29 protein-coding genes and 2 tRNA genes are annotated in these 23,948 nt (G+C 70.1%); 14 read left to right on the top strand and 17 right to left on the bottom strand.

The annotated features are described in order from the left end of the window. The first annotated feature begins 92 nt into the window (after positions 1–92). The 9 genes from AC4D12_RS03030 to AC4D12_RS02990 all read left to right on the top strand — a co-directional run bounded on the left by AC4D12_RS03030 (position 93) and on the right by AC4D12_RS02990 (position 5,464). Positions 93–872, top strand: coding sequence for a thymidylate synthase (locus tag AC4D12_RS03030; RefSeq protein WP_490948768.1), 780 nt, complete (start codon positions 93–95; stop codon positions 870–872). Continuing rightward, a complete protein-coding gene (locus tag AC4D12_RS03025; protein WP_490948297.1) occupies positions 869–1,420 on the top strand; it encodes a dihydrofolate reductase in 552 nt (183 codons plus the stop codon). Before AC4D12_RS03030 ends, AC4D12_RS03025 begins: the two co-directional genes overlap by 4 nt. 128 nt (positions 1,421–1,548) lie before the next feature. Further along, positions 1,549–1,971, top strand: coding sequence for a hypothetical protein (locus tag AC4D12_RS03020; RefSeq protein WP_490948296.1), 423 nt, complete (start codon positions 1,549–1,551; stop codon positions 1,969–1,971). Positions 1,972–2,018: 47 nt separating this feature from the next. Next, positions 2,019–2,435, top strand: a complete 417-nt coding sequence (locus tag AC4D12_RS03015; RefSeq protein WP_490948295.1) for a hypothetical protein — start codon at positions 2,019–2,021, stop codon at positions 2,433–2,435. Between the two features lie 261 nt (positions 2,436–2,696). After that, complete coding sequence (locus AC4D12_RS03010) at positions 2,697–2,900, top strand: hypothetical protein (RefSeq protein WP_490948294.1); 204 nt, start codon at positions 2,697–2,699, stop codon at positions 2,898–2,900. A gap of 225 nt (positions 2,901–3,125) precedes the next feature. After that, entirely contained in the window at positions 3,126–3,284 is a 159-nt protein-coding gene (locus AC4D12_RS03005; RefSeq protein ID WP_490948293.1) for a hypothetical protein, read from the top strand. 52 nt (positions 3,285–3,336) lie between these two features. After that, the gene (locus AC4D12_RS03000) at positions 3,337–3,813 is read left to right on the top strand and encodes a hypothetical protein (RefSeq protein WP_490948292.1); all 477 of its coding nucleotides are present in this window, start codon (positions 3,337–3,339) and stop codon (positions 3,811–3,813) included. Beyond that, the gene (gene asd, locus AC4D12_RS02995; protein WP_490948291.1) at positions 3,810–4,931 is read left to right on the top strand and encodes an aspartate-semialdehyde dehydrogenase; all 1,122 of its coding nucleotides are present in this window, start codon (positions 3,810–3,812) and stop codon (positions 4,929–4,931) included. The genes AC4D12_RS03000 and asd overlap by 4 nt, the downstream gene beginning before the upstream one ends. A gap of 14 nt (positions 4,932–4,945) precedes the next feature. Continuing rightward, a complete protein-coding gene (locus AC4D12_RS02990) occupies positions 4,946–5,464 on the top strand; it encodes a GNAT family N-acetyltransferase (RefSeq protein WP_490948290.1) in 519 nt (172 codons plus the stop codon). A gap of 89 nt (positions 5,465–5,553) precedes the next feature. Here AC4D12_RS02990 and AC4D12_RS02985 read toward each other — a convergent pair whose 3' ends face one another. Continuing rightward, on the bottom strand, positions 5,554–6,096 hold the full coding sequence (locus tag AC4D12_RS02985) for a GNAT family N-acetyltransferase (protein WP_490948289.1): 543 nt from the start codon (positions 6,094–6,096) through the stop codon (positions 5,554–5,556). A gap of 66 nt (positions 6,097–6,162) precedes the next feature. On the opposite strand from AC4D12_RS02985, the gene AC4D12_RS02980 reads away from it, so the two are divergent. Next, positions 6,163–6,591: a hypothetical protein gene (locus AC4D12_RS02980; RefSeq protein WP_490948288.1), complete on the top strand. Its 429-nt coding sequence runs from the start codon at positions 6,163–6,165 to the stop codon at positions 6,589–6,591. A gap of 24 nt (positions 6,592–6,615) precedes the next feature. Here AC4D12_RS02980 and AC4D12_RS02975 read toward each other — a convergent pair whose 3' ends face one another. From AC4D12_RS02975 to AC4D12_RS02935, 9 genes are all read right to left on the bottom strand, one after another. After that, positions 6,616–7,707: a UDP-N-acetylmuramate dehydrogenase gene (locus AC4D12_RS02975; protein WP_490948767.1), complete on the bottom strand. Its 1,092-nt coding sequence runs from the start codon at positions 7,705–7,707 to the stop codon at positions 6,616–6,618. 8 nt (positions 7,708–7,715) lie between these two features. Beyond that, the gene (locus tag AC4D12_RS02970) at positions 7,716–8,156 is read right to left on the bottom strand and encodes a MaoC family dehydratase (RefSeq protein ID WP_490948287.1); all 441 of its coding nucleotides are present in this window, start codon (positions 8,154–8,156) and stop codon (positions 7,716–7,718) included. Between the two features lie 2 nt (positions 8,157–8,158). Next, a complete protein-coding gene (locus AC4D12_RS02965; protein ID WP_490948286.1) occupies positions 8,159–8,608 on the bottom strand; it encodes an FAS1-like dehydratase domain-containing protein in 450 nt (149 codons plus the stop codon). 106 nt (positions 8,609–8,714) lie between these two features. Beyond that, complete coding sequence (locus AC4D12_RS02960) at positions 8,715–8,945, bottom strand: hypothetical protein (RefSeq protein ID WP_490948285.1); 231 nt, start codon at positions 8,943–8,945, stop codon at positions 8,715–8,717. A gap of 33 nt (positions 8,946–8,978) precedes the next feature. Next, the gene (locus AC4D12_RS02955) at positions 8,979–9,911 is read right to left on the bottom strand and encodes a DUF2797 domain-containing protein (RefSeq protein WP_490948284.1); all 933 of its coding nucleotides are present in this window, start codon (positions 9,909–9,911) and stop codon (positions 8,979–8,981) included. 95 nt (positions 9,912–10,006) lie between these two features. After that, positions 10,007–11,056, bottom strand: a complete 1,050-nt coding sequence (locus AC4D12_RS02950) for an ATP-dependent DNA ligase (RefSeq protein WP_490948283.1) — start codon at positions 11,054–11,056, stop codon at positions 10,007–10,009. 134 nt (positions 11,057–11,190) lie between these two features. Then, on the bottom strand, positions 11,191–11,757 hold the full coding sequence (locus AC4D12_RS02945; RefSeq protein WP_490948282.1) for a type 1 glutamine amidotransferase domain-containing protein: 567 nt from the start codon (positions 11,755–11,757) through the stop codon (positions 11,191–11,193). A gap of 87 nt (positions 11,758–11,844) precedes the next feature. After that, positions 11,845–13,281: a MinD/ParA family ATP-binding protein gene (locus tag AC4D12_RS02940; protein ID WP_490948281.1), complete on the bottom strand. Its 1,437-nt coding sequence runs from the start codon at positions 13,279–13,281 to the stop codon at positions 11,845–11,847. Between the two features lie 169 nt (positions 13,282–13,450). Continuing rightward, positions 13,451–14,035, bottom strand: a complete 585-nt coding sequence (locus tag AC4D12_RS02935) for a helix-turn-helix domain-containing protein (RefSeq protein WP_490948280.1) — start codon at positions 14,033–14,035, stop codon at positions 13,451–13,453. Positions 14,036–14,126: 91 nt separating this feature from the next. Between AC4D12_RS02935 and AC4D12_RS02930 the strand changes: the two genes are divergently transcribed. The 4 genes from AC4D12_RS02930 to AC4D12_RS02915 all read left to right on the top strand — a co-directional run bounded on the left by AC4D12_RS02930 (position 14,127) and on the right by AC4D12_RS02915 (position 16,814). After that, positions 14,127–15,389, top strand: a complete 1,263-nt coding sequence (locus AC4D12_RS02930; RefSeq protein ID WP_490948279.1) for an NAD(P)/FAD-dependent oxidoreductase — start codon at positions 14,127–14,129, stop codon at positions 15,387–15,389. Further along, on the top strand, positions 15,379–16,005 hold the full coding sequence (locus AC4D12_RS02925) for a class I SAM-dependent methyltransferase (protein ID WP_490948278.1): 627 nt from the start codon (positions 15,379–15,381) through the stop codon (positions 16,003–16,005). The genes AC4D12_RS02930 and AC4D12_RS02925 overlap by 11 nt, the downstream gene beginning before the upstream one ends. 171 nt (positions 16,006–16,176) lie before the next feature. Then, the gene (locus AC4D12_RS02920; protein WP_490948277.1) at positions 16,177–16,611 is read left to right on the top strand and encodes a hypothetical protein; all 435 of its coding nucleotides are present in this window, start codon (positions 16,177–16,179) and stop codon (positions 16,609–16,611) included. 29 nt (positions 16,612–16,640) lie between these two features. Further along, positions 16,641–16,814, top strand: coding sequence for a hypothetical protein (locus tag AC4D12_RS02915; protein ID WP_490948276.1), 174 nt, complete (start codon positions 16,641–16,643; stop codon positions 16,812–16,814). Positions 16,815–16,980: 166 nt separating this feature from the next. Here AC4D12_RS02915 and AC4D12_RS02910 read toward each other — a convergent pair. The 7 genes from AC4D12_RS02910 to AC4D12_RS02880 all read right to left on the bottom strand — a co-directional run bounded on the left by AC4D12_RS02910 (position 16,981) and on the right by AC4D12_RS02880 (position 23,885). Continuing rightward, a tRNA-Met gene (locus tag AC4D12_RS02910) sits at positions 16,981–17,054 on the bottom strand. Between the two features lie 55 nt (positions 17,055–17,109). Then, positions 17,110–17,181: transfer RNA gene (locus AC4D12_RS02905), tRNA-Thr, on the bottom strand. A gap of 105 nt (positions 17,182–17,286) precedes the next feature. Further along, positions 17,287–19,164 (bottom strand): DEAD/DEAH box helicase, encoded by a 1,878-nt coding sequence (locus AC4D12_RS02900; protein ID WP_490948766.1) that lies wholly within the window; start codon positions 19,162–19,164, stop codon positions 17,287–17,289. A gap of 369 nt (positions 19,165–19,533) precedes the next feature. Further along, on the bottom strand, positions 19,534–20,190 hold the full coding sequence (locus AC4D12_RS02895) for an MOSC domain-containing protein (RefSeq protein ID WP_490948275.1): 657 nt from the start codon (positions 20,188–20,190) through the stop codon (positions 19,534–19,536). Between the two features lie 37 nt (positions 20,191–20,227). Beyond that, complete coding sequence (locus AC4D12_RS02890) at positions 20,228–20,902, bottom strand: response regulator (protein ID WP_490948274.1); 675 nt, start codon at positions 20,900–20,902, stop codon at positions 20,228–20,230. Further along, positions 20,899–22,575, bottom strand: a complete 1,677-nt coding sequence (locus AC4D12_RS02885; RefSeq protein WP_490948273.1) for a sensor histidine kinase — start codon at positions 22,573–22,575, stop codon at positions 20,899–20,901. Before AC4D12_RS02885 ends, AC4D12_RS02890 begins: the two co-directional genes overlap by 4 nt. Continuing rightward, complete coding sequence (locus AC4D12_RS02880; RefSeq protein WP_490948272.1) at positions 22,575–23,885, bottom strand: glycosyltransferase 87 family protein; 1,311 nt, start codon at positions 23,883–23,885, stop codon at positions 22,575–22,577. Before AC4D12_RS02880 ends, AC4D12_RS02885 begins: the two co-directional genes overlap by 1 nt. Positions 23,886–23,948: the final 63 nt, after the last annotated feature.

The following is a 23,948-nucleotide window of genomic DNA, read 5'->3' as shown; positions in this document are numbered from 1 at the left end:
TCTACCGGCGTCCTAGACTTGCACGCGTGAGCACCCCCCTCCCCGCCTCCGCGCCGATACCCACCCCGTACGAGGACCTCCTGAGGGACGTCATGGCGAACGGTGTGGCGAAGAGCGACAGGACCGGTACGGGCACGCGGAGCGTCTTCGGCCGGCAGCTGCGCTTCGACCTCGGCGAGTCCTTCCCCCTGATCACCACCAAGCGGGTGCACTTCAAGTCCGTGGCGCTCGAACTGCTCTGGTTCCTCCGCGGTGATTCGAACGTCCGCTGGCTGCAGGAGCGCGGCGTGTCCATCTGGAACGAGTGGGCGGACGACGACGGCGAGCTCGGCCCGGTCTACGGCGTCCAGTGGCGCTCGTGGCCCACGCCCGACGGCGGGCACATCGACCAGATCACGCAGGTGGTCGAGGCCCTGAGGAGCAACCCCGATTCCCGCCGGCACATCGTGTCCGCGTGGAACGTCTCCGAGCTGCACAGCATGGCACTGCCCCCCTGCCACGTCTTCTTCCAGTTCTACGTGACCCCCGGCGTGGACGGCGCCCCGGGCAGGCTCTCCTGCCAGCTGTACCAGCGGTCCGCGGACACCTTCCTCGGCGTCCCGTTCAACATCGCGTCCTACGCCCTGCTGACCCTCATGGTGGCGCAGCAGGCGGGTCTCGAGCCCGGCGAGTTCATCTGGACCGGCGGTGACGTCCATGTGTACGACAACCACGTGGAGCAGGTCGCCGAGCAACTCTCCCGCGACCCCTACCCGTACCCGCGCATCGAACTGACCCGGAAGCCAGCGAGCATCCTCGACTACACCCTGGAGGACTTCGCCGTGCTCGACTACCAGCACCACCCCACCATCAAGGCACCGGTGGCGGTATGAGCGCCCCCTCGCTGAGCATCGCCGACGCCGTCGGCCCCCACCCCGTGGTCGGGCTCATCTGGGCGCAGACCGAGGACGGCGTGATCGGTCAGGACGGCGGCATCCCCTGGCACGTGCCGGAGGACACCGCGCTGTTCAAGGCGACCACCACGGGCCACCCCGTCATCATGGGCCGCCGTACGTGGGACTCCTTCCCGGAACGGTTCCGCCCCCTGCCGGACCGCACCAACATCGTCATCTCCACCTCCGTGACCGAGCTGCCGGGCGCCGTCGTGGTCCCGTCCCTCGAGGCGGCATTCGACACGGCACAGGCGGCCCCCGGCGCGGAGGAGATCTGGGTCATCGGCGGCGGTCGCGTCTACACGGACGCCATGCCGAGGGCCAACGCCGCCCTGGTCACCGTCGTGGAAGCCTCCGTACCCGGCGACACGCTGGCGCCGACGCTCGGCACGGAATGGTCACTCGCCGCGCTGAGCCCGGAGACGGGGTGGCTCGAGTCCCGGACGGGTACGCGGTACCGAGTGAGCCTCTGGACGAAGCAGGGCTGACCGAACACGGTGACGCGGCTGCGTGATGGGAAGGTCTCCCCATCGCCACGTCATGGCACCAGCTCTAGGATCGGTCGGACAGCACGGTCCCGACCACGGGACACCCGAACCACTGGGGGCAGGCCGACATGAGCTACGACGCCGCGCGGCAGCGCCGGGACGACGCGACAACTGCGGAGCACGAGCGGCTCGTCCGCGAGACCGGACAGCAGCGCATCCTGTCTCGGGCCCAGAACGGTCAACTCGTCAGTTACCTGCCGGAGGAGTACGGCAACGGCCGCAAGAGTATCGGCCCGACCATCACGACGGCGAGGGGCTACATCGTCTTCGTGAGCATCCTCTCGGTCTTCCTCGTCATTCTCGTCGCCGTCCTGGGGGTCCAGAAGCTCGACCCGACACCCGAGTTCGAGCAACCCGCCTGGGTATGGCTCATGCCCCTGCTCTGGCTGGGAGTCGTCGCGCTCTTCGCGCGCTACATGGTCATCGAGATTCGCGCCGACCGGCTCCGGAAGGAACGCGGCCTGCCGGTGCCCTCGCTCTCGCCCTACTGATCCCCACGCCGACGTCCAGATCTCGACCCGACACGGAGGAGCATGGCATGGTGTACGACGCCGCACGACAGCGCCGGGACGCGGCGACGACCGCCGAGCATGAGCGGCTCGTCCGCGAGACGGGACAGGAGCGCATCCTGTCCCGCGGCCAGAACGGCGAGCTGGTGAGCTACCTGCCGGAGGAGTTCGGCAACGGCAGGAAGGGGATCGGCCCCAAGATCACGACGGCCGGGGGATACATCGCCTTCGTGGCGATCTGCGCTCTCGTGACCCTCGGGACGGTCGGGCTCATCGCGTCGTCCTACCTTCGCGACATCCCGGCACCGCCCCTGTTCATCTGGGTCATTCCGCTCATGTTCCTCGCCGTGACCGCCCTCTTCGCGCGGTACATGGTGATCGAGGTCCGTGCCGATCGGCTCCGGAAGCAGCGCGGCCTCCCGACGCCGTCGGAGCAGGCCGTCTGACCGGCACGAGCCACAGGACAAGTCGACTCGACACGGAGGGACGCGACCACCATGTACGACGCTGCGCGGCAGCCCCGGGATGACGCAACGACTGCGGAGCACGAGCGGCTCGTCCGTGAGACGGGACAGCAGCGCATCCTGTCCCGGGCCCGCAACGGCGAGTTGGTCAGCTCTCTGCCGGAGGAGTACGGCAACGGTAGGACTGGCCAGGGTCCGTAGATCACGAGCCCGCTCGGCTGGAGGATTGCGGTCACAGTGGCGATGACGGTCGGTATCTTCTTCACAGCCGTCATCGCCTCGCTCTACGTCGAAGCCGGGACCAACCCTCCCCTGCTCGTCTGGATCATCCCACTGATGGTCTTCGGGGTCGCCGGACTGTACTTCCGCTTCCTGCTGATCGAGACACGGGCAGACAGGTTACGCACACATCGCGGCATCCCCGCCCCATCACGCCTCCCCCAATGATCGCCGGTGACCGCGGATCATGAGCGGCTCGTGCGCGAGACAGGCATCCGGCGCATCCTCTCGCGTGCTCAGAACGGCGAACTCGTCAGCTAACTGCCCGAGGAGTACGGCAATGGCCGGAAAGGCATCGGCCCGAAGATCACGACGGCGAGGGGCTACGTCATCCTCGTCACCCTGCTCACTGCTTTCTCGATCTACTTCATCTTCGTGATCGCTGCTCCTTTCGTGGATTCTCGACCCGACCCGCCTCTCTCTGCGTGGCTGATGCCGCTCATGTTCTACGGCGTGACGGCGCTCTTCGCGCGCTACATGGTGATCGAGCGCCGGGCCGATCGGCTGCGGAGGGAGCGAGGGCTGCCGGTCCCGTCGACGTCCTCCTCCTGAGGTGTGGGAACCACCGCCTGTACCGCTCCTTCGAACACATGAGAGTCACATCATGGTGTACGACGCCGCACGACAGCGCAGGGACGACGCGACGACCGCCGAGCACGAGCGGCTCGTGCTGGAGTCCGGGCAGCAGCGCATCCTCTCGCGTGGGAAGAACGGCGCACTCGTCAGTTACCTCCCGGAGGAATACGGCAACGCGCGTCACGGAATCGGTCCGACCATCGCGACAGCACGGGGCTGTATCGCCTTCTTCGCGTTCCTGTGCGCCGTGACCCTGGCGATCACTCCCATGGTCATCTGGACCTACTTCCGGGAGATACCGGACCCACCCCTATTCGTGTGGATGATGCCTCTGATGTTCCTCGGTGTCACCGCCCTGTTCGGTCGTTACATGATCTTCGAGGTCCGAGTCGATCGTCTACGGAAGCAGCGCGGTCTTCCGACGCGGTCGGAACTCCCCCGTCAGCCCGGACTGCGGGTCATGAAGCGGGACACCCGTGGCCGCCCCATAAACTCGACGACATGACTTCTCTTCCTTCCGTCGGCTTCGTGGGCTGGCGCGGCATGGTCGGCTCGGTCCTCATGCAGCGGCTCCAGGACGAAGGCGACTTCGCCCGTGTGAACCCCGTCTTCTTCTCCACGTCCGCAGCGGGCGGCGCGGCGCCGTCCTTCGCGGAGGGTGCGGGGACGCTTCAGGACGCGTACGACGTCGAGACGCTCGCGAAGTTGCCGATCATCGTGACCGCGCAGGGCGGCGACTACACCGCCGAGGTGTACCCGAAGCTCCGCGACGCCGGCTGGACCGGCCTGTGGCTCGACGCGGCGTCCACGCTGCGCATGGGCGACGACAGCGTGATCGTGCTCGACCCCGTGAACCGCCGCGTGATCGACGCCGCGCTCGCGAACGGCACGCGGGACTTCATCGGCGGCAACTGCACCGTCTCCTGCATGCTCATGGCCCTCGGCGGTCTCTTCCGCAACGGCCTCGTGGAGTGGGGCACCTCCATGACCTACCAGGCCGCGTCGGGCGGCGGCGCCCGCCACATGCGCGAGCTGCTCAACCAGTTCGGCGCGTTGCACGGCGTCGTGGCCACCAACCTGGACGACCCCGCATCCGCGATCCTCGACATCGACCGCGCCATCCTCGCCAAGCAGCGCCACCCGAGCCTCGAGGCCTCGCAGTTCGGCGTGCCCCTGGCGGGATCGGTGATCCCGTGGATCGACGCCGATCTCGGCAACGGCCAGTCCCGCGAGGAGTGGAAGGCGGGCGCGGAGACCAACAAGATCCTCGGACTCGGCACGCGCATCCCCTTCGACGGCCTCTGCGTGCGGGTGGGGGCCCTGCGCTCGCACTCGCAGGCGCTGACGCTCAAGCTCACCGAGGACGTCCCGGTCGCCGAGCTGGAGCGCATCATCGCGGCGGACAACGACTGGGTGCGGGTCATCCCCAACACGAAGGTGGACACCCTCGCCGGGCTCACCCCCGTGGCCGCCACCGGATCGCTGGAAGTACCCGTGGGGCGCATCCGTAAGCTCGAGATGGGCCCGGAGTACATCAGCGCGTTCACGGTGGGCGACCAGTTGCTGTGGGGCGCGGCCGAGCCGCTCCGCCGCATGCTGATGATCGCCACCGGCAACCTCTAGCGGCACACGCTCGCGTGCCGCCCGCCCAGCTCACCCCGGTCCGGCTCGTGCCGGTCGATACGGAGGTACTCGAACGGCTCGTCGCGGCCGCGACCGCAGGAGCCACCGCCGACGACGTGACCCCGCCGCTGACGGGCGGCGGCGCGTGGACGCCGGAGCGGACGGCCTGGCTACGGAGCTACCATCGGTGCTGTCGGCAGGGACTGTCCGGCCCCGCCGGGGAAGTCACGTGGGCCGTAACCGTGGGGGACGACGTCGTCGGGTCCGTCCGCCTGCAGGCCACCGATGAGGCGGGTGTCCTCGAGACGGGGATCTGGCTCACCCGGGACGCCCGCGGACGGGGCCTCGGCAGGGCGGCTGTCGACGCCGTGCTGGAGGAGGCCGCACTCCTCGGTGCGGTGTCCGTATGCGCCGAGACCACGGTGGGGAACAGTGCCGCGCAGAACCTGCTGCGGAGTCTCGGTGTCGACCTGACCACCACCGCGGGCTCCGTCCGCGGCGCGATCAGGCTGGACATTCCCGGCGGTCGCTGAGCCCCGCTCCGCACCGACGACGTCGAGTCGACGCCGCATGTCCGGTCCCTCCAGGAGCTGAAACCGTCCACGCGACCGTCGAGGCGTCGTCAGGCGCGGCTGTCGACGATCGGAAGGGGTTCCAGGTCCGGCGTCGGGTCGGTGCGGAGCCTGGCATGGGTCTCGACGTCGAACCGCTCGTACCCGTAGCGCAGTTTCCGGCGTTCGATGCCCTCGGCGATGTAACCGGCGCGCACCGCGACCGCGCAGGAGGCCGGGTTGTTCAGGCGGTGCCCGAGCTCGAGGCGGAACAGCCCGTCCTCGAACGCCGCGCTCGAGACCGACGCCAGCGCACGGGATGCGAGACCGCGACCACGGACGGACGACGCCAACCAGTAGTACGCCCACGCCGTATCGTGACGCCACTCGATACCGGACAGCCCCACGTTCCCAACGGCAACGCCGTCCACGTCGACGGCCCAGATACGCGCCGACGCCGTACTGGAGAGGTGGGTGTGGATGTGCTCGCGTGCCTCCGACACCGTGAAGGACTCGACGCCCGGGAACTGGCTCAGAAGGTCGGCGTCGGCTCGGAGCGCCGCAGCAAGGGCCGGCGCGTCCTCCGACGTCCAGGGGCGGAGAACGGCGGTCATGGCCCTCACCCTGCGCGGTGCGGGGCCGCGAGTCAAAAAGTCGGAGGCCACGGGCAGGATGAGCGCATGGAACTCCAGAACGCAGACAGCATCCTCCGGCGGTTCTTCGCGACGAGCGGCCACACGCGTCACCCGGAGAGCCTGCTGCGGTACGAGCGGGTCCATCGGCACCTGCGCGACTACCTCGAACACGACGCCGCCCTGCACCTCACCGAGGACGAACGTGCATTGCTCACCCTCGAACGTCAGTTCGGCACGGACGAGCCCTACGTCCGGGTGATGGGCGCCCGGGACCTGCTGCACGCGCTGCCCGCGTTCCTCTCCCCACCGACGCTGCTCCCCGACTTCCACGACCGGCTGGCGCAGATCAGCGTCGCCTCGCGGCTCGCCCAGTGGCTCTGCACCCGGCGTCTCGTGGCGCGGGAGGACAGCTGGCCGGACGTCGTCCTCACGCGCGCGGCGGCCGAGCAGGCCCGCCGGTCCCCCGCGCTCTAGTTGCCGTGGGCGCTCCGAGTGCGATCAGAGCGAGCAGTTGACGAGCAGCGGCTCGGGCTCGAGACGGATCCCGAAACGCTGCTCCACTCCGTCGCGCACCAGCCGCGCGACGGCGAGCAGGTCCGACGTCGTCGCCCCTCCCCGGTTGGTGAGCGCGAGCGTGTGCTTGGTGGAGAGCGAGGCGCGGCCACCGGCCGCCGCATGACCGGCGTCGTCGACGGACAGGCCGAAGCCCTTGCCGAAGCCTGCATGCTCGATCAACCACGCGGCACTGAGCTTCACCTTGCCGTCACCGCCCGCGGGGTACCGCGGCGCGGCGTCGGGCAGGGCGTCGGCGACCGGCGCTGCAACGATCGGGTTCGTGAAGAACGAGCCGGTGCTCCACGTGTCGGGGTCGGGCGCCTCCGGGGTGTCGAGCACCATGCCCTTGCCCGCGCGGAGTCTCAACACCTCGCGCCGCACGTCCGTCGCGTAGGTGCGGCCGCCCACCTCGATGCCGAGGGCGCGCGCCAGCTCGGCGTACCTGATCGGGGTGCTCATGCGTCCGAGCCCGAGCTGGAACTCGACGGTCAGGACCACGTAGCGCGGCGAGCCGTTCACGGTGGATCGCTTGAGCAGCGAGTCGCGGTACCCGAACTGCAGTTCGAAGTTCGTGAAGCTCTTGATGCTATCCGTCTCGCGGTCGTAGGTCCGGACGGTCGCGATGGTCTGCGAGACGTCGGAGCCGTATGCCCCGACGTTCTGCACCGGCGTGGCCCCAGTGGAGCCGGGGATGCCGGAGAGCGCCTCCAGGCCGGAGAACGCGTGCATCACCGTGTAGCGGACGAGGTCCTCCCAGTCATGACCCGCCTGCACCTTCACCATCACGCCACCACACGTGGCGTCGTCGTCGTTCACCGTGAATCCGCTCGAGGTGATGTGGACGACGGTGCCGTCGAAGCCGGCGTCACCGATGATCAGGTTGGAGCCCCCGCTGATGATGAGGAGTGGCTCGCCGGCGGCGTCCGCAGTGCGTACCGCCTCCACGATCTCCTGCTCGGTCGAGGCCTCGACGATCGTGCGCGCAGGCCCTCCGACCCGCGCCGTCGTCAATCCGGCCAGCGGCGTACCGGTCATGGGGGCGCTCACGGGAGCCTCACCACGGCCTGTGCCTTCACGAGGACCTTCTGGCCCCCGTACGTGACGGTGAGGTCGATCCGCGCGGTCGACGCCTCGGTGTCGAGGGCTCCCACCACGCCGGTCACCTCGACCACGGCGCCGGGCACACCGGGCTGAGCGGTGGTGTCCTCGACGATCACCGGCTTGGTGAAGCGCGTCTGGTAATCGACGACGGCGGCCGGGTCGCCCACCCAGTCGGTGACGAGCTGGACGGCCGCGCCCATGGTGAACATGCCGTGCGCAATCACACCGGGAAGACCGACGCCCTCGGCGAAGGACTGGTTCCAGTGGATGGGGTTGAGGTCACCCGACGCCCCGGCGTAGCGCACGAGGTCCGTGCGCGTGATGTCGAGGGTCGCGGAGCCGATCTGCTGCCCCACCTCGAGTGAGTCGATGCCGATGGTCATGGCTACTGGTCCTCCCCGCGGACGAGCAGCGACGACGTGCTCGTGGCCGTCCGCTCGCCGTCGATGGTCGAGATCTCCGCACGCGTGGTGATCATGGCGCCCCCGCCCATGGCGCGGACCTGGTCCACGTGGAGCTCCGCCACCAGCTGGTCGCCGGCGACGATGGGGCGGTGGTGCGTGAAGCGCTGGTCGGCGTGGACCACGCGGGTGAAATCGATACCCGCGCTCGGATCGGTGATGAGCTGCGCGTCGGCACACTGCGCCACGATGATCGCGAACGTGGGCGGGGCCACGAGATCCGCGTGCCCCAGAGCCCGCGCGGCGTCGACGTCGTAGTGCGCCGGATGCGTGGCCTTGACGGCGCGTGCGAAATCCCGGACGGCTTCGCGCCCGACGGCGTAGGGCTCCCCCACCGGGTAGCTGCGGCCCTGCAGGCCGGGGTCGATCGTCATGGGGACTCCCTCGTGGGTGGTGCCGCGCCGTGGTGGCGCTGCGGGTGGGCGGGATGCCGGGCCGGCCGGTCGGCAGCCGGAGCAGTGGGGGTCGGAGCGGCGGGACTCAGCGCGGGCCCTTCAGCCGCCGGCGCATGTCGCGGGTGCGGATCACCATGCCGGCGAGGTGGCAGATCATCCCGAGCACGATCACCGCGACGCCGGTGTACACCAGGGCGCTCCGGCCGGTCGCCGCTCCGAGGATGGCGACGAGGATGCCGATCGCGGTGGTCACGAGACCGGACACCACGAGCTTGCGGTAGAGGTCCGAGCCGGTCTCCCAGGGCGTGTTCAGCATGGTCCGATTCTACTGCCGATGCACCGGCGCCGATCAGAACAGCGCTTCCTGCACCGTGGGCACCGGCGTGCTGAACCGCCCGAAGCGCAGCCGACGGCCCTTGAGCTGCGCGAGGTCTGCGACGAACAGGACGTCTGTCCCCTCGATCCCCACGAGCGCCGAGGGGCCGAGGACGTCCCGCACGAGGAAACCGTGGTGCCCCTCCCCGAGGAACCCGGGATACGGCTGGGGCCCGGTGAGCGAACGGAGGGAGGTCCAGGACGACGGCGGGTCGAACTCCTCGTGCACCACCTCGAAACCGTCGACGTCCACTCCGCTCCCGAGCAGCCCCCGCGCGGCGTGGGCGAAGCCGTCGTTGACGTCCTCGAGGCGGGTCTGCGCGAGCGGCGCGCACAGCGCGGCCGCCTTGGCGCTCGAACGGACCGCCTGCTGGAGTCCGACGCCGCGGGTCAGCTCGTCCTCGAGCAGGCGGACCACGCGTCCGTCGGCGGCGTGCGCCACGTACTGCGCGACGACGGCTCCCTGCTCCACGAGGCGGGCTCGCTTGCGCAGGTGCGAGGCCGTGCCCACCTTGGTGGAGCCGTCGGCGAAGGTGGCGACGTAGAGCCAGTGCGGCTGGTCGAGGTAGCGCTTGAGCCCCGGCGGGGCGATTCCGGAGCGGTGGATTTCGTGCATGAACCGGAAGTCGTCCTGGGCGAAGCACCTCCCGCACCGGTACCCCCGCTCCGCCTGCCGCTGCTCGGCGCACGCGGTCCAGGTCCTGTCATCGTGGCCGTACACGCGGTGGAACCCGAGGCAGTACTTTCCCGCCGCCGTGATCTCGTAGGCGAGCGTGGTCCCCGGCTCGAGCCGGAGGTCCGCAGCATCCCCACCGGAAGCCGCATCGGCGCCCGGCGTCGGCGGGTCGGTTGCATCTGCCTCGACCGCGTGGAGTGAGAGCACCGGGCCGTCGGTCGACCAGGTCACGCCGCTGCTGAGGTAGGTCGGGCCCAGCTGCTCACCGGCCGCGTGTAAGGGGCCGGCGCCACGGGGGCCGTCGGGGCCCGGACCGGATGCGGTGATCAGGCCAGCACCCGGCTGAGGTCGTACGCGGCGGGGATGTCCAGCTGGTCGAAGGTGCAGGAGCGCGCCTCGCGATCAGGCCGCCACCGCTCGAACTGCACCGTGTGGCGGAAGCGGGCGCCCTCCATCTGGTCGTACCGGACCTCGACCACCCGGCGCGGGTGCAGCCTGATGTAGGAGACGTCCTTGGCCGAGGCGAAGCGGCTGCGTTCGGTGGCTCCGCGTTCGATCCCGCCGTCGTCGTCACGCATGACGTCTGGCGCGAGCTCGTCCACGAGCTCCAGGCGGCGCGCGTTGGAGAACGCGGAGACTCCGCCGACGTTCTGCAGCTCGCCGTCGTCGTCGTACAGGCCGAGGAGGAGGGACCCGACGCCCTGGCCGGAGGTGTGGACGCGGTACCCGAGCACCACGGTGTCCGCGCTGCGGTGGTGCTTGACCTTCAGCATGCGCCGCTTGTTCGGTTCGTAGACCGCGCTGAGCGGCTTGGCGACCACGCCGTCGAGCCCCGCGCCCTCGAACTCGACGAGCCACCGGCGGGCGAGATCGACGTCGTGGGTGACCTGGGAGAGGTGCACGGGTGACGCGAAGGTGCTTCCGACGCCCTCGAGGGCCTCGCGCCGAGCGGAGAACGGCAGGCCGGTGAGGTCGTGGTCGTCGAGGGCGAGGAGATCGAAGGCGACGAAGGACGCCGGTGTCTGCCCGGCGAGCAGCGTGATGCGGCTCTCCGCGGGGTGGATGCGCTGGGACAGTGCCTCCCAGTCCAACCGTTCGGCACCCGTTTCGCCCTGCCGCACCACGATCTCGCCGTCGACGACGCAGCGCTCGGGGAGGTTCTCGAGGAGCGCGGCGACGAGTTCCGGGAAGTACCGCGTGAGCATCTTGGAACCGCGGCTGCCGATCTCGCACGAGCCGTCGTCGATCCTGATCACCGCGCGGAAGCCGTCCCACTTCGGTTCGTACACGAGCCCGCCCGGCACGCTGGCGGGTTCGGGTACCTCGGCGACGGCCTTCGCGAGCATCGGCTGGACGGGGAACGGGAGGTCGGTCATCCCTCGATCCTGTCGCACGCGCCCCTCCTTGGCTATCCGAGGGGACAGCGCACCCTGAAGGGCATACGGAAAGGGCCCGCCGTTCGGCGAGCCCTTTCCCATGCGACGCGCGAGGTGCTGTATACCTCCTGCGGTCAGACCGTCTGGCCCTCGTGCCGGCCCTCGGCGATCTCCTCGAGCAGCTTCGCGTTGAACGCCTCGAGGTCGTCCGGCGTCCGGCTCGTCACGAGCCCCTGGTCGACCACCACTTCCTCGTCGCTCCACGTGGCTCCCGCGTTCCGCAGGTCCGTGGCAAGCGTGTGGTACGAGGTCACGGACCTGCCGCTGATCACTCCTGCGTCGATGAGGAGCCAGGGTCCGTGGCAGATGGAGGCGACGGGCTTGTGCTGCTCGAAGAAGCCACGGGCGAAGGCCTGGGCATCGGTGTCGACCCGCAGGAAGTCCGCGTTCACGACGCCGCCCGGCAGCACCAGCGCGTCGAAGTCCTCGGCCTTCGCTTCGGATACCGCGAGGTCCACCTCGAAGGTGTCGGCCTTGTCCATGCCGTCGAACCCCTGCAGCGTTCCGGTCTTCGGGGAGACGAGCGTGGGTGTGCCGCCGGCGTCCTCGACGGCCTTCCAGGGGCTGGTCAGTTCGATCTGCTCCACCCCGTCGGTCAGGAGGAAGGCGACCTTCTTGCCGGTGATCTCGTGTGCGGACATGCTGTTCTCCCTTGCGTAGAGCGTGGCTGTCGGTGCCTCTCCAGCCTAGGAAGCACAGAGTTCATAAGCAAGCTGAGTATCGGTGCGCTACAGGCCCTCCGCGACGGCGGCGGCAGCGGTCAGCCAGGCACGCTGCGTCGCTGGGCGGAGCGCGCCGTAGCGGATGCGGCCCTTGATCAGAGCGGCGTCGAACGGGATGGTGACGGCCCGCCGCGCGAGCTGCCCGAAGCCGTCGGCGATCGACTGGCTCTGCGCCCGCGTCCCGTTCTTGTCGGACTGGCTGACGATCACGACGGCGTTAGCGGACAGCTCCGCGTACCGGCCGCCCCTCGTCCTGAGCGCTTCGAGCAGCAACGCACCTGCCTCGGCATGCTCCTCCAGCGTTGTGGTCGCGATGACCAACTGGTCGGTGTGGTGGATCATGCGGAGCCATCGCTCGGCGGTCTCGTCGTTTCCCGAGTCCACGACGTTCAGGCGGAAGTACTTCGACGCCACCTCGTGCAGGGCGTCGAAGTCGTCCGCCGTCACCTTCTGCTGCGAAGCGAGGACATCGGGCTTCGAACGGAGGACGTCGAACTTGTCCTCGGTCTGGTGGTGCACGAAGCGCGCGAGCAACGCCGACTGCGCGGAGGGCGCCAGGAGCGTCGAGGTCTGCGGGAGCAGGTCCAGCACGGTCGCCTCGTGCGGGCCCTGCTCGGTCCGCCAGCCGAGGGTGCCCCGCGCATCGTTGTTGTCCCAGGCGAGCACCGGGCCGCCACCGTTGCGGGCGAACACGGCGGAGAGCATCACGGTGGTCGGCGTCTTGTTCGCGCCGCCCTTCCCGTTGACCACCGAGACGGTCCGCGGGCCCGGCCAGTGCCTGCTGACCGCGGCGACGTCCGCGCGGACGGCCAGCTCGGCCTGCGAGGGCGGGATCCTCAGGCCCAGCCGCGCGAGGAACCCGCGCAGCCCGCTCTCGGCGGGCACGACGGCGGTGTCCGGCGTCAGGAACGACGCCCTGGTGCCGCGGGGTCGGAGGGCGGTCGAGGCCGCATCGGAGGTCGGCGTGTCCTGGGCTCGGGGCGCGTCCTGTGGACGGGGCGACGGCGCCGGAGACGAAACGGCGCCCGGCACGTGGTCGATCGTGGTCGGGGAATCCGAAGCCGCCGGCCTGGGGTATTCAGCGGCCTCCGGCTGCGGCGATGCCGGCGGCTCCGCCTGCGGTACGGAGGTCACGAGAGGCCCGGCGGCCTGCGGGGCGAAGCCGTGCGATGGGTCGATGGGATCCGCCGGGACGCGGCGCACCGTCGCCTCGACGTCGTCGTCCGGGTGCCCTGCCGCTTGATCGATTTCCGCGAAGCCGGGTTCGCCGGCACCTCCGGGCAGACCCCGCGCAATCGGCTCCTCCGCACGCGGGAGGGTCCCCTCGGGCGCGAAGCGGTCGGCGAAACGCTGCGGCTCCTCGGAGACTGCCGCGCGGCGTCGACCTGCTCGGGTCGGGAAAGCGCTGTCGTCGTGTGCGTCCCCGAGGTGCTCGTTCGTCATCAGTGTCCCGTCCCCAGCGGCCTCCCAGCGAGGCCTCGGTCGTGTCGAAGCTCCGCTCATCCTATCGGCGCGCGCCATCACGATCGGAGGCGGGTCAGAGGTGGGTGAAGGGCAGGTCAGAGGGGTTCGAAGGAGGTCGGGGCCGGTCGAGCGCGGGGGCGACTGCAGGTCAGGAGCGTCGTGGCCTCGCGCGGACGTGCATGCGTTCACCCTGCTGCCCGAAGAGGCTGATGAACTCCACCGGGCCGCCGTCGGCGCTCGCGAACCAGTGAGGGGTGTGGGTGTCGAACTCGGCGGCCTCCCCCGGCCGCAGCAGGAAGTCGTTCTCGCCGAGTACCAGCCGGAGCGTGCCGTTGAGGATGTACAGCCACTCGTAACCCTCGTGCACCTGCAGGTCCGGCTCGGTGCCCCGCGCGTCGCCTGCGAGCACCATCTTGAAGGCCTGCACGCCGCCGGGACGCCGTGTCAGGGGGATGGCGGTCATGCCGTGGTGCTCCACCGGAGTGAGGTGGATGCGCGGATCCCCCGTCGCGGGCGCGCCCACGAGGTCGTCGAGCGGTACGCCGTAGAGCTTCGCGATGGGTAGCAGCAGGTCGAGCGTGGCCCGTCGCTGCCCCGATTCCAGCCTGGAGAGGGTACTGACGGAGACGCCGGACGCCGCCGACACCTCACCCAGCGTGAGGTTGCGTTGCGCTCGCAGTGCTCGGAGTCGCGGACCGACGGCGTCGAGCACCGCGTCGAAGTCAGTAGCCATCCCCTTACTTTGCCATATCGGCAACAGATGTTGCACTTCCGAACGCAGCAGAAGGAGAGTGGAAGCTCCACCAGCACCAGGAGGTACGGACATGACATCCACATGGCAGCACCCGGACGGCGGCCGCGCGAGCGGCGACGGACTCGGGAGAGACAGGACGGACGACGTCGGACACGACGCCGCACCCGACGGGCGGTACGACGTCGTCGTCGTGGGTGGCGGTGCCGCCGGACTGAGCGCCGCCGTGACCCTGGCCCGCGCGCTGCGGTCCGTCCTGGTGATCGACGCCGGCGAGCCGCGCAACGCCCCGGCTGCCGGGGTGCACGGCTTCCTCACGCGGGAGGGCATGTCCCCTCTCCATCTGCTCGAGGCAGGGCGCGCCGAGGCCGAGGGCTACGGTGCCGCGGTGCGCCGGGGCGAGGTGGTCGGCGCCGAACGGACGGACGCCGGCTTCACCGTCACCCTGGCCGACGGTGGCCGCGCGATCGGCCGGCGGCTCCTCCTCGCGACCGGGCTCGAGGACGGCCTGCCGGACATCCCGGGCCTCCGCAACCACTGGGGTGCGGGCGTGGTGCACTGCCCCTACTGCCACGGCTACGAGATCCGCGGTCAGCGCATCGGCGTGCTCGGCACCGGTCCCCTGTCGGTGCACCAGACCCTCCTGTTCCGGCAGTGGTCCGAGGACATCACCCTCTTCCTCAACGACACCGTGACGCCGAGCGAGGACGACTGGGACCGCCTGTCGGCGCGAGGAATCCGCGTGGTCGACGGCGCGGTGCTGTCCGTCGACGACGCCGACGGTGTCCTCTCCGGGGTGACGGTGGAGTCGGGCAGGCGCTTCGACCTTGAGGCCCTCGCCGTGGGCACGCGGATGCAGGCACGCACCGATGTGGTGTCCTCCCTCGGACTCATCGCCGAGGCGCATCCGTCCGGGATGGGCCACGCCCTGACCGGGGGCCCGATGGGCGTGACTGCCGTGCAGGGCGTCTACGTGGCCGGCAACGTCTCGAATCTCGCTGCCCAGGTGGTCGTCGCGGCGGCGGAGGGAACGATGGCGGGAGCGGCCATCAACGCGGACCTCGTCCAGGAGGAGACGGCGTGGGCGGTGGAGGGTAGGAAGGGCGTCTTCTCGGCGGCGTCGGAGGCGGCCGTGAACAACCGCGTGAACGGCGCTCGCCGCCACGGACTCGCGACCGGACTCGAGAGTGGGCTCGAAACCGGACTCGAGGCGGGGCTGGAAAGAGGGCACGAGAATGGGCTCGACAGTGCCCTGCTCGGGCGTAGCGTCGGTACCAGGACCACCGAGGTGACGACCACCGAGGTCATGGAGGAAGAGGTTCGCCGTGCTGGTTGAGTACACGCAGGAATTCTGGGACGAGCGCTACGGCCAGCGCCCGCAGATCTGGAGCGGCCGGCCCAACCGGCAGCTCGTCTCGGTCGCGGAGCACCTGAGTCCGGGGCGCGCCCTGGACGTCGGTTGTGGCGAGGGGGCCGACGCCGCCTGGCTCGCCTCCCGCGGGTGGGACGTGCTCGGCATCGACGTCTCGGAGGTCGCGCTGTCCCGAGCACGCGAGCACGCTCTCGATCTTGAGGACTCCGTCGCCCGACGTCTGACCTGGCAGCGCGTGGATCTCCTCGCCTCCCCGGAGCTCCCTCGGGACCTGGACCTCGTCACCGTGCAGTTCATGCACCTGCCGGAGCCCGAACGCTCGCAGGTGTTCGCCATGCTGGCTTCCCTCGTGGGATCGGCAGGAAGCCTCCTGATCGTCGCGCACGACCCCTCGGACCTCCACTCCGGTATCGGCCGGCCGCACCAAGCGGACCTGTTCCACACCCCTGAGCAGATCGCGGCGCTGCTCGACGAGACGTGGGACATCCGGATCTGCGAATCGCGCCCGCGCATGGAGTCGAAGGACGGCCGCGAGGTGCAGATCAGCGACGCCGTGCTGCACGCGGTCCGTATCGGCTGAGGCGCCGTTATGCGGGTGATCGCCCGCCCTGGACGGCGTAGGGGCGGCACCTGTCCATCATGAGGCTGAGCGATCGCGGCGGTCCGACGTCGAACGGGTGACAGCCGCCCGGTTGTCGGGCCGCGGTGAGCGAGCCCCGGTAACGGGGGCGGGCGTGGTTACGCTGACGCCATGAACGCCGTCAGCATCGCGAACGCCACGACGCCGCCCGCGCCGGGCGTCACAGATCCCACCGTGGGGGGTGCGCAGTGGTGGGAGATCGTCGGTGCCCTCGCGCCCTTCGCCGTCCTCCTCGCCGCGGTGCTCGCCACCGTCATGGCCTTCGCCACGCTCCGTCAGCGCGCGACGGCGGACCGCGCCGCGCTCGAGCAGAAGAGACGCGCCGATGACCGCGCCGAGTGGTGGCGACGGACGCAGTGGGCCATCGACGCTGCGACCTCCCTCGATCCGATCCGTCAGGAGGCCGGTGTCGAGGCCTTGCTCCAGCTCTCCTACAGCGAGCTCGCCACGGAAGAGGACCGCCTGATCCTCGATGCCATCTGGGTCAGTAACCCCGCGGCCAACCCGGACGGCGCTGGACTGCCCGGCGACCGTGCCGGACAATAGGGCGTAGGACGAGGAGAAGGAGAGTGGCGATGACCGACACCGCGCGCACACGACAGACGCCGTCCACGCCGACCGCCTACCGTCGGCCCGCGGACACCCAACGGGTCACGGCCGCGAAGGCCCGGCTCCGCGTGGCCCTCGACGAACAGTTGGGCCGCACCACACCGCAATCCGTGAAGGACATCGCAGCCCGCAAACGCTGACGTTCTGACAGACCCGCACCCGTACGGCACGAAGCCCGGCAGGGATACCTGCCGGGCTTCGTGCGTCCCACCCCTGGTCGACGCCGCACCGGGTACAGCGGGAACGGTAGGAAGGGTTCCAGGAACGACGAAGGCCCCGGAGCTGAGCTCCGGGGCCTTCGGGTTGTAGCGGTGCCGGGACTCGATCCCGGGACCTCACGATTATGAGTCGTGCGCTCTAACCAGCTGAGCTACACCGCCCCGAAATGAGGCCGCCCGCACCGATCGGATGATCGTCACGGGCCCCTCATTCCAGAGCCCCCCACCGGAATCGATCCGGTGACCTCGTTCTTACCAAGAACGCGCTCTACCACTGAGCTAGGGGGGCAACAGCAAGAAACATTACCAGTTTCCGTGGGCTCTGGCGAAATCACCGGAGCCCCCTCCGGACCCGCGTGGACCGCAGATCCGGAGGGTGACGATCAGCGGGTCCCTACCACTGCTCGGACTGCGCCGATGAGCGTCCGGTGCCTGCTCCGGCACCCTTCGCGTGGCGCGGCTTGCGGTTGGCGTCGCCCGAGAAGCGGGTGTCGCCGTCGCGCTTCGGGAAGTCCTTCTTGAAGGGCTTCTTGAACTCGCCCGCGCCGCGGTTCCCCGCAGGCTTGCGGCCCTTGTCCAGCTCGAGGTGGATCAGCTCGCCGCCGATCCGCGTGCGGGAGAGAGCCCGCAGCTGATCGGTCGAGAGGTCCGCCGGGAGTTCCACGAGGCTGTGGTCGGCCCGGATGTCGATGCCGCCGATCTGCGAGGACGAGATACCGCCCTCGTTGGCGATCGCACCGACGATGGAGCCCGGCATCACGCGCTGGCGACGGCCCACCGCGATGCGGTAGGTGGCGTTGCCCTCGGTGAGGGTCCGCGTGGGTCCACGTGACCCGAAGGCGTCCTTGCGGCCCTCGGCCCGCTCGCGCTGGCCGGCGGGTGCCACGGGGATGTCCTGGACGAGGATCGGCTGGCCGTTCTGCGCCATGACGGCGAGGGCGGCAGCGATCTCGGTCGCGGGCACGTCGTGCTCGCGCTCGTAGGTGGCGATGAGGTCGCGGAACAGGGCCACGTCCTTGCCGGCGAGCGTCTGCGTGATCTTGTCCGCGAACTTGCTGAGGCGCAGCTCGTTGATCTTGTCCGTGGAGGGCAGCTGCATCTGCTCGACCGGCTGGCGCGTGGCCTTCTCGATCGACCGCAGCAGGTACTTCTCGCGCGGGGTGATGAAGAGGATCGCGTCACCCGAGCGCCCTGCACGGCCGGTGCGGCCGATGCGGTGGACGTAGGACTCGGTGTCGTTCGGGATGTCGTAGTTCACGACGAGCGAGATGCGCTCCACATCGAGGCCACGGGCGGCGACGTCCGTGGCGACGAGGATGTCGATCTTGCCGTCACGCAGGGCCTCGACCGTGCGCTCACGCTGCTGCTGCGGGATGTCCCCGTTGATGGCTGCTGCCGAGAAGCCCCGTGAACGCAACTTGTCCGCCAGGTCTTCGGTGGCCGCCTTGGTGCGGACGAAGGCGATGATGCCGTCGTAGTCCTCCACCTCGAGGATGCGGGTCATCGCGTCGAGCTTGTGCGGGCCCATGACCTGCAGGTAGCGCTGACGCGTGTTGGTGCCCGTGGTCGTCTTGCCCTTGACCGAGATCTCGGCCGGATCGTTCAGGTACTTCTTGGCGATGCGGCGGATGGCCGGGGGCATGGTCGCGGAGAACAGGGCAACCTGCTTCTCCTCGGGCGTGGAGGAGAGGATCTTCTCGACGTCCTCGGCGAAGCCCATGCGGAGCATCTCGTCCGCCTCGTCGAGCACCACGTACTCGAGGTTGGAGAGGTCGAGCGACCCCTTCTCGATGTGGTCGATGACGCGTCCGGGCGTTCCGACGACGACCTGCGCGCCACGGCGGAGGCCGTTCAGCTGCGGGCCGTAGGGGGATCCGCCGTACACGGGGAGGACGGTGAAGCCCTCCATGTGCTTGGCGTAGGACGTGAAGGCGTCGGCCACCTGGAGCGCGAGCTCGCGGGTCGGTGCGAGCACCAGGACCTGCGTGTTCTTGCTGGGGCCGCCGTTGACGTCGGCGAGCTCCGCCATCTTCGAGAGCGCCGGGACGGCGAACGCGGCGGTCTTGCCGGTGCCGGTCTGCGCCAGGCCCACGACGTCGCGGCCTTCGAGGAGTGCGGGAATGGTGGCCGCCTGGATGGGCGACGGCTTCTCGTAGCCGAGGTCGGTCAGGGCGGCGAGGATGCGGCCGTCGAGGTTGAGCTCGGTGAAGCGGATGGTCACGTCGTCGTCGCCCTGTGCGGCGGGAGCCGTGGTCGGCTCGGTGACGGGCATGATGTCGATGATCTGCTCGGGCAGGTTTTCAGGCACGGAAAAATTCCTCCAGGTAGGTGCCGGACAGCCCTGACGGGCTGGAGCCCGCAGAGCCGAATGAACGTGGAATCCGTACCTGTTTCAATCCCGGGGCCGAACTCCTCGTCACACCGTGGTCGCCGCTGTCTCAGCGGTGGGTGTGACTCTTCTTCTAGCCGGCGCTCCCTGATGAATCTGCTCGTGAGTCTTAGCTCCGAGCCCCAACACAACCAACCGTCCGAAAGGGACGGAAACTACGGGGATACCGGTGTGGGGGATATGTCCAGTCTACGGCACATCGCCACCGCGTCACCACGAAAGGAGGACGACGCCGGGGTGACCTTCGGCACGTCAGGCGGAAGCCGCCATGCGGAGCCCCGCCAGGGCGGCCTTGCGGACCTGCGGGGTGAGCGTCAACCGGCCCTCGGTGGCTGCGTCCAGGAGCACCTGCGCCTGGTCGCCGTCGAGGCCGGCGTACACCTGCGAGGCCGTGATGCCGTGCTCCGGGACGTCCGTCACGCGGACGGTGTCACCGGCGGCGATGCTGCCCTTGGTCACCACGCTCAGGTAGGTCCCCACACGGTTCGCCTCCGCGAAGCGCTTCACCCAGGACCGCTCCCCCAGGTAGCGCGCGAAGTTCACGCACGGCGTGCGGGGCATGGTCACCTCGAGCACCACCTCCGGGCCGACGGCCCACCGCTCTCCGATCACGGCGTTCGAGGCGTCGATGCCCGCGACCCGCAGGTTCTCACCGAACAATCCCGGCGTCACCTCGCGCCCGAGCTGCTCCGCCCAGAAATCGGCGTCCGCCTGGGAGTAGGCGTACACCGCCTTCGTGGGGCCGCCGTGGTGCTTGCGGCTCGCCTGGAGGTCCCCGGTCAGGCCGAGGGCATGGACGGCGACGGCGCCCTCGACCGGGCGCTTGTCGATCGCCGTCACACCGGTGGAATCCTTCGTGGGGTGCAGTGCGTGCACCCGGCAGACGGCGAGGAGGGAGCCTTGGGTCATGGCGCCCATCCTAGGCGGTGCCCACCCGGCCTCCTTCCTAGGGGTCGAACCGGTAGCCCATGCCGCTCTCGGTCACGAAGTACCGGGGCACGCCCGGGTCCGGTTCGAGTTTCTTCCGCAGTTGCGCCATGTACACCCGGAGGTACTGGACGTCCTTGGCGTAGGCGGGGCCCCACACGTCCAGGAGCAGCTGCTGCTGGGACACCAGGCGCCCGGGCTGCGCGATCAGCCGGTCGAGGATCTTCCATTCGGTGGGCGTGAGCCGCACGTCCCGGCCGTCCTTCGTGACGCGCCGTGCACCGGCGTCGAGCATGAAGTCGACGGTCTCGATGACCGGCGCGTCGGCGGTGATGGCGGCCCGTCGGGTCGCGGCGCGGAGCCGTGCGAGCAGCTCGTCGAGCCCGAACGGCTTCGTCACGTAGTCGTCCGCGCCGGCATCGAGCGCCGCCACCTTGTCCTGCGAGCCGTGACGGGCCGAGAGCACGATGATGTGGACCTGCGACCACCCGCGGATCCGCTCGATGACCTGCACGCCGTCGATGTCCGGCAGACCGAGATCCAGCACCACCACGTCCGGGTGGTGCTCCGACGCCGCCGCGAGCGCGGTCTCGCCGTCCACAGCCGTGACGCACTGGTACCCGTAGGCGCGGAGATTGATCTCCAGGGCGCGGAGGAGCTGCGGCTCGTCGTCGACCACGAGGACACGCGTCACAGGTCCACCGCTCCGGTGGAGATGGGGAGGCGGATCACGAGGGTGAGCCCGCCGCCCGGCGTCTGCTCGGCGTCGAGCACGCCGCCCATCACCTCGGTGAAGCCCTTGGCGACGGCAAGTCCGAGCCCCACACCGCCGCCGGCTGGGGCGTCGTCGAGCCGCTGGAACGGGCGGAACATGGCGGCCACCTCGTCGCGGGAGACGCCCTGGCCGTGGTCGATGACCCGCAGCTCGCTCGCCGGGAAGCCGTTGATGAGCGCTCGTCCGGTCCCGCCGACGGACGCCCTGATCTCGATGGGCGACTCCGGCGCGTACTTCACCGCGTTCTCGACGATGTTCGCGAGCACGCGCTCGAGCAGGCCGGGATCCGCCTCGATGGCCGGGAGGTTGGGCGGGAGGGAGACCTGCACGCGGTCCTCGGGCACGTTCGCGAGCGCGGGAGCGACGACGTCGCCCCACCGGAGGGGCCGCACGTGCGCGTTGACGGCGTCACCGGTGATGCGCGACATGTCGAGCAGGTTGTTCACGAGGTTGACCAGCCGGTCGGAGTAGTCCTCGATGGTGCCGAGCAGCTCGTCCTCGTCCTCCGCGGAGAACGTCACCTCCGACTGCCGGAGGCTCGTGACGGCGAGCTTGATCCCCGCGAGCGGGGTGCGGAGGTCGTGGGAGACGGAGCGGAGGATCGCCGTGCGCATCACGTTCCCCTCCACGAGCCGCCGGTTGGTCCGCGTGCTGGCCAGCAGTTCCTGGCGCTGCAGCATCGAGCGGAGCTGCCCTGCGAACGCGGTGAGCACACCGCGGTCACGCGCGGACAGGGACCGGCCGAAGAGGGCCAGCGTGACGCCGTCGTCCACGGGGGCGACGGCGACCGCCGCCTCGAGCGCCCACGGGACCTCGCGGGGACGCCGCTCCGTGCCCTTGTCCGACACGTTCCTCCGGGCCGGGCCTCCTCCGCGCCGCCGCCCCGACGCGGTCGGCTCGGCGGGAGTCGGCCGTTCGGCCAGGGCCCTGAGCTCGGCCACCGGCGCTGCGGAGGGCGCGCCCGGAGCGTCCGCCACCGGAGTCGTGGCATCGCCCGTCGCGCCCCTCGCGCCGGCCTCCTCGGAGGTGCCTGCTGGGCCGTCCGCCGCTGGAGCGTCGTTGGAGGGGCCGAAGAGCGCCACGGCGTCGGCGTCGAACTGGGCCTGGACGTGCCGGAGGAAACCCTGCAGCGTGTCCTCCTCGGCGAGGACGCCGCGGGCCAGCTCGCCGAGAAGCGCGGCCTCCTGCTGGGCCAACGCGGCTTCGCGTGAACGGCGGGCCGAGAGCCCGACCACGAGGGAGACGGCCACCGCCACCGTGATGAAGATCAGGACCGTCACCACGTTCCCGGTGTCGGCGATCTCGAGGGAACCGAACGGCTCGGTGGAGGTGTAGTTCAGGATGATGCTGCTCCACAGGGCTGCGAGGAGCGCGGGCCACAGGCCCCCGATCAGCGCGACGGCGATGACACCCGCGAGCTGGAACAGGACGTCGACGGCGAGCAGCGACCGCCCGACGGCGAGGACCGCGACCTCCAGCAGGGGCGGCAGGAGCAGGGCGACGACGCAGGCCACGACCACGCGGAGGCGGCTGACCGGCGCCGCGATGGTGCGCAGCGGTGCCGGCGGGACGCGCGCGGACGCCGCAGCCATCAGGTGTCCCGGGTCCCGGCGACGAGTTCGTCGGCCGGGTCCGGGAGACGCAGCGACTCCTCGAGGCGCGCGTCCGTCCGGAGCCGCCGCGAGAGCAGCACCCAGAACACGGTGATGACGAGGGCGCAGAACACGCCGGCGCTCGAGGCCATCAGCCAGCCGGTGGTGAGTTGCGAGTTGAGGTCCTCCGCGCCGAACAGCAGGCCGATCGTCTTCGGCGAGTAGACGAAGACGGCGAGCGTGAGAACGAACAGGACGGCCGCCGTCCGCCGGTACGCCGGGAGGTCGCGCGGGAGGCCCGCGGCCTGACCGGCGAGCACCGCGAGCACGACGGCGATCCACACCCAGTGGTGCGACCACGAGATGGGCGAGATGAGGAGCATCAGCAGGGCGGTCATGGCGATGGGGGTGAAGCGGTCACCGCGCTGCCGGCCGGTGTGGAGGACGAAGGAGGTCGCGGCGACCAGCAGCAGGGAGATCAGCAGCCAGGGAACGGTGGAGGGGAAGTCCGGACCCATGAAGTGGAGGATCGCCCCGCGGATCGAGAGGTTGTCCACGTATCCCTCGCCGCCGATCCGGCCGGTGTCCCGGAGCATCTGCAGCCAGTAGGTCGCCGATTCGGCGGGCAGCAGGAGGAAGCCGAGGGCGATGGTCCCCACGAACCCGGCCCCCATGGTGAACAGCTGCTTCCACTCCCCCCGCACCAGGAAGTAGAGCCCGAAGACGAGGGGCGTCAGCTTGATACCGGCCGCGATCCCGGTGAGCAGGCCGGTCGGGACGCGGCGGTGCGGCCCGGAGAGGAGGTCCGCCGCGATCATCGCGAAGAGCAGGATGTTGACCTGCGAGAAGGCCATGGTCTCGCGCCACGGCCCCAGCAGGCAGACCAGGCCCGTGCCGGCGATCGCGAGCGGCAGTGCGGTGGGATGCCGGAGCGTGGCCCCGAGACTCCGGAAACCGCCGAGGTAGCGCGTCACGACCAGCGAGGTGAGCGCGGCGACGAGGATCGAGAGCCCCACGAAGATCGCCGCTCCCGTCTCCGCGCTCACGAGCGTGAGCACCGTGAAGGCGAGCGCGGCGAACGGCGGGTAGGTGAACAGGAGCGAGCCCGCGCCCTCCCCGAAGGACCGCGTGTAGAGGGAGCCGTCGGCGTCCACCACGGACTGTCCCCCCATCCGGTACACCCGGTAGTCCAGGCCGATCACATCGGCCCACGTGAAGGCCCAGGTGAGCAGGGCGGCGGCCACGACGACGGAGGCGACGAGGCCGAGCACCCGGACGAAGGCCGTCACGGGCACGGTGCGCTGGCTCATGGATCCCTTCCGAAGGAGGTGCGTGCGGAACCGGCTCGCGGGTGTCCCCGGCACGGCTCATCC

Source organism: Arthrobacter sp. TJ-266, from assembly GCF_058269115.1.
The sequence above is the reverse complement of the archived record's forward strand: the minus strand, read 5'-3'. Positions and strand labels throughout refer to the sequence as shown.

What these genes read in the sequence shown, in the direction of transcription:
- AC4D12_RS03030 (WP_490948768.1), top strand. Translation starts at nt 93, where the DNA reads ATGGCGAACGGTGTGGCGAAGAGCGACAGGACCGGTACGGGCACGCGG.
- AC4D12_RS03025 (WP_490948297.1), top strand. Translation starts at nt 869, where the DNA reads ATGAGCGCCCCCTCGCTGAGCATCGCCGACGCCGTCGGCCCCCACCCC.
- AC4D12_RS03020 (WP_490948296.1), top strand. Translation starts at nt 1,549, where the DNA reads ATGAGCTACGACGCCGCGCGGCAGCGCCGGGACGACGCGACAACTGCG.
- AC4D12_RS03015 (WP_490948295.1), top strand. Translation starts at nt 2,019, where the DNA reads ATGGTGTACGACGCCGCACGACAGCGCCGGGACGCGGCGACGACCGCC.
- AC4D12_RS03010 (WP_490948294.1), top strand. Translation starts at nt 2,697, where the DNA reads ATGACGGTCGGTATCTTCTTCACAGCCGTCATCGCCTCGCTCTACGTC.
- AC4D12_RS03000 (WP_490948292.1), top strand. Translation starts at nt 3,337, where the DNA reads ATGGTGTACGACGCCGCACGACAGCGCAGGGACGACGCGACGACCGCC.
- asd (WP_490948291.1), top strand. Translation starts at nt 3,810, where the DNA reads ATGACTTCTCTTCCTTCCGTCGGCTTCGTGGGCTGGCGCGGCATGGTC.
- AC4D12_RS02985 (WP_490948289.1), bottom strand. Translation starts at nt 6,096, where the DNA reads ATGACCGCCGTTCTCCGCCCCTGGACGTCGGAGGACGCGCCGGCCCTT.
- AC4D12_RS02980 (WP_490948288.1), top strand. Translation starts at nt 6,163, where the DNA reads ATGGAACTCCAGAACGCAGACAGCATCCTCCGGCGGTTCTTCGCGACG.
- AC4D12_RS02975 (WP_490948767.1), bottom strand. Translation starts at nt 7,707, where the DNA reads ATGACCGGTACGCCGCTGGCCGGATTGACGACGGCGCGGGTCGGAGGG.
- AC4D12_RS02970 (WP_490948287.1), bottom strand. Translation starts at nt 8,156, where the DNA reads ATGACCATCGGCATCGACTCACTCGAGGTGGGGCAGCAGATCGGCTCC.
- AC4D12_RS02965 (WP_490948286.1), bottom strand. Translation starts at nt 8,608, where the DNA reads ATGACGATCGACCCCGGCCTGCAGGGCCGCAGCTACCCGGTGGGGGAG.
- AC4D12_RS02960 (WP_490948285.1), bottom strand. Translation starts at nt 8,945, where the DNA reads ATGCTGAACACGCCCTGGGAGACCGGCTCGGACCTCTACCGCAAGCTC.
- AC4D12_RS02950 (WP_490948283.1), bottom strand. Translation starts at nt 11,056, where the DNA reads ATGACCGACCTCCCGTTCCCCGTCCAGCCGATGCTCGCGAAGGCCGTC.
- AC4D12_RS02945 (WP_490948282.1), bottom strand. Translation starts at nt 11,757, where the DNA reads ATGTCCGCACACGAGATCACCGGCAAGAAGGTCGCCTTCCTCCTGACC.
- AC4D12_RS02940 (WP_490948281.1), bottom strand. Translation starts at nt 13,281, where the DNA reads ATGACGAACGAGCACCTCGGGGACGCACACGACGACAGCGCTTTCCCG.
- AC4D12_RS02935 (WP_490948280.1), bottom strand. Translation starts at nt 14,035, where the DNA reads ATGGCTACTGACTTCGACGCGGTGCTCGACGCCGTCGGTCCGCGACTC.
- AC4D12_RS02930 (WP_490948279.1), top strand. Translation starts at nt 14,127, where the DNA reads ATGACATCCACATGGCAGCACCCGGACGGCGGCCGCGCGAGCGGCGAC.
- AC4D12_RS02920 (WP_490948277.1), top strand. Translation starts at nt 16,177, where the DNA reads ATGAACGCCGTCAGCATCGCGAACGCCACGACGCCGCCCGCGCCGGGC.
- AC4D12_RS02915 (WP_490948276.1), top strand. Translation starts at nt 16,641, where the DNA reads ATGACCGACACCGCGCGCACACGACAGACGCCGTCCACGCCGACCGCC.
- AC4D12_RS02900 (WP_490948766.1), bottom strand. Translation starts at nt 19,164, where the DNA reads ATGCCCGTCACCGAGCCGACCACGGCTCCCGCCGCACAGGGCGACGAC.
- AC4D12_RS02895 (WP_490948275.1), bottom strand. Translation starts at nt 20,190, where the DNA reads ATGACCCAAGGCTCCCTCCTCGCCGTCTGCCGGGTGCACGCACTGCAC.
- AC4D12_RS02885 (WP_490948273.1), bottom strand. Translation starts at nt 22,575, where the DNA reads ATGGCTGCGGCGTCCGCGCGCGTCCCGCCGGCACCGCTGCGCACCATC.
- AC4D12_RS02880 (WP_490948272.1), bottom strand. Translation starts at nt 23,885, where the DNA reads ATGAGCCAGCGCACCGTGCCCGTGACGGCCTTCGTCCGGGTGCTCGGC.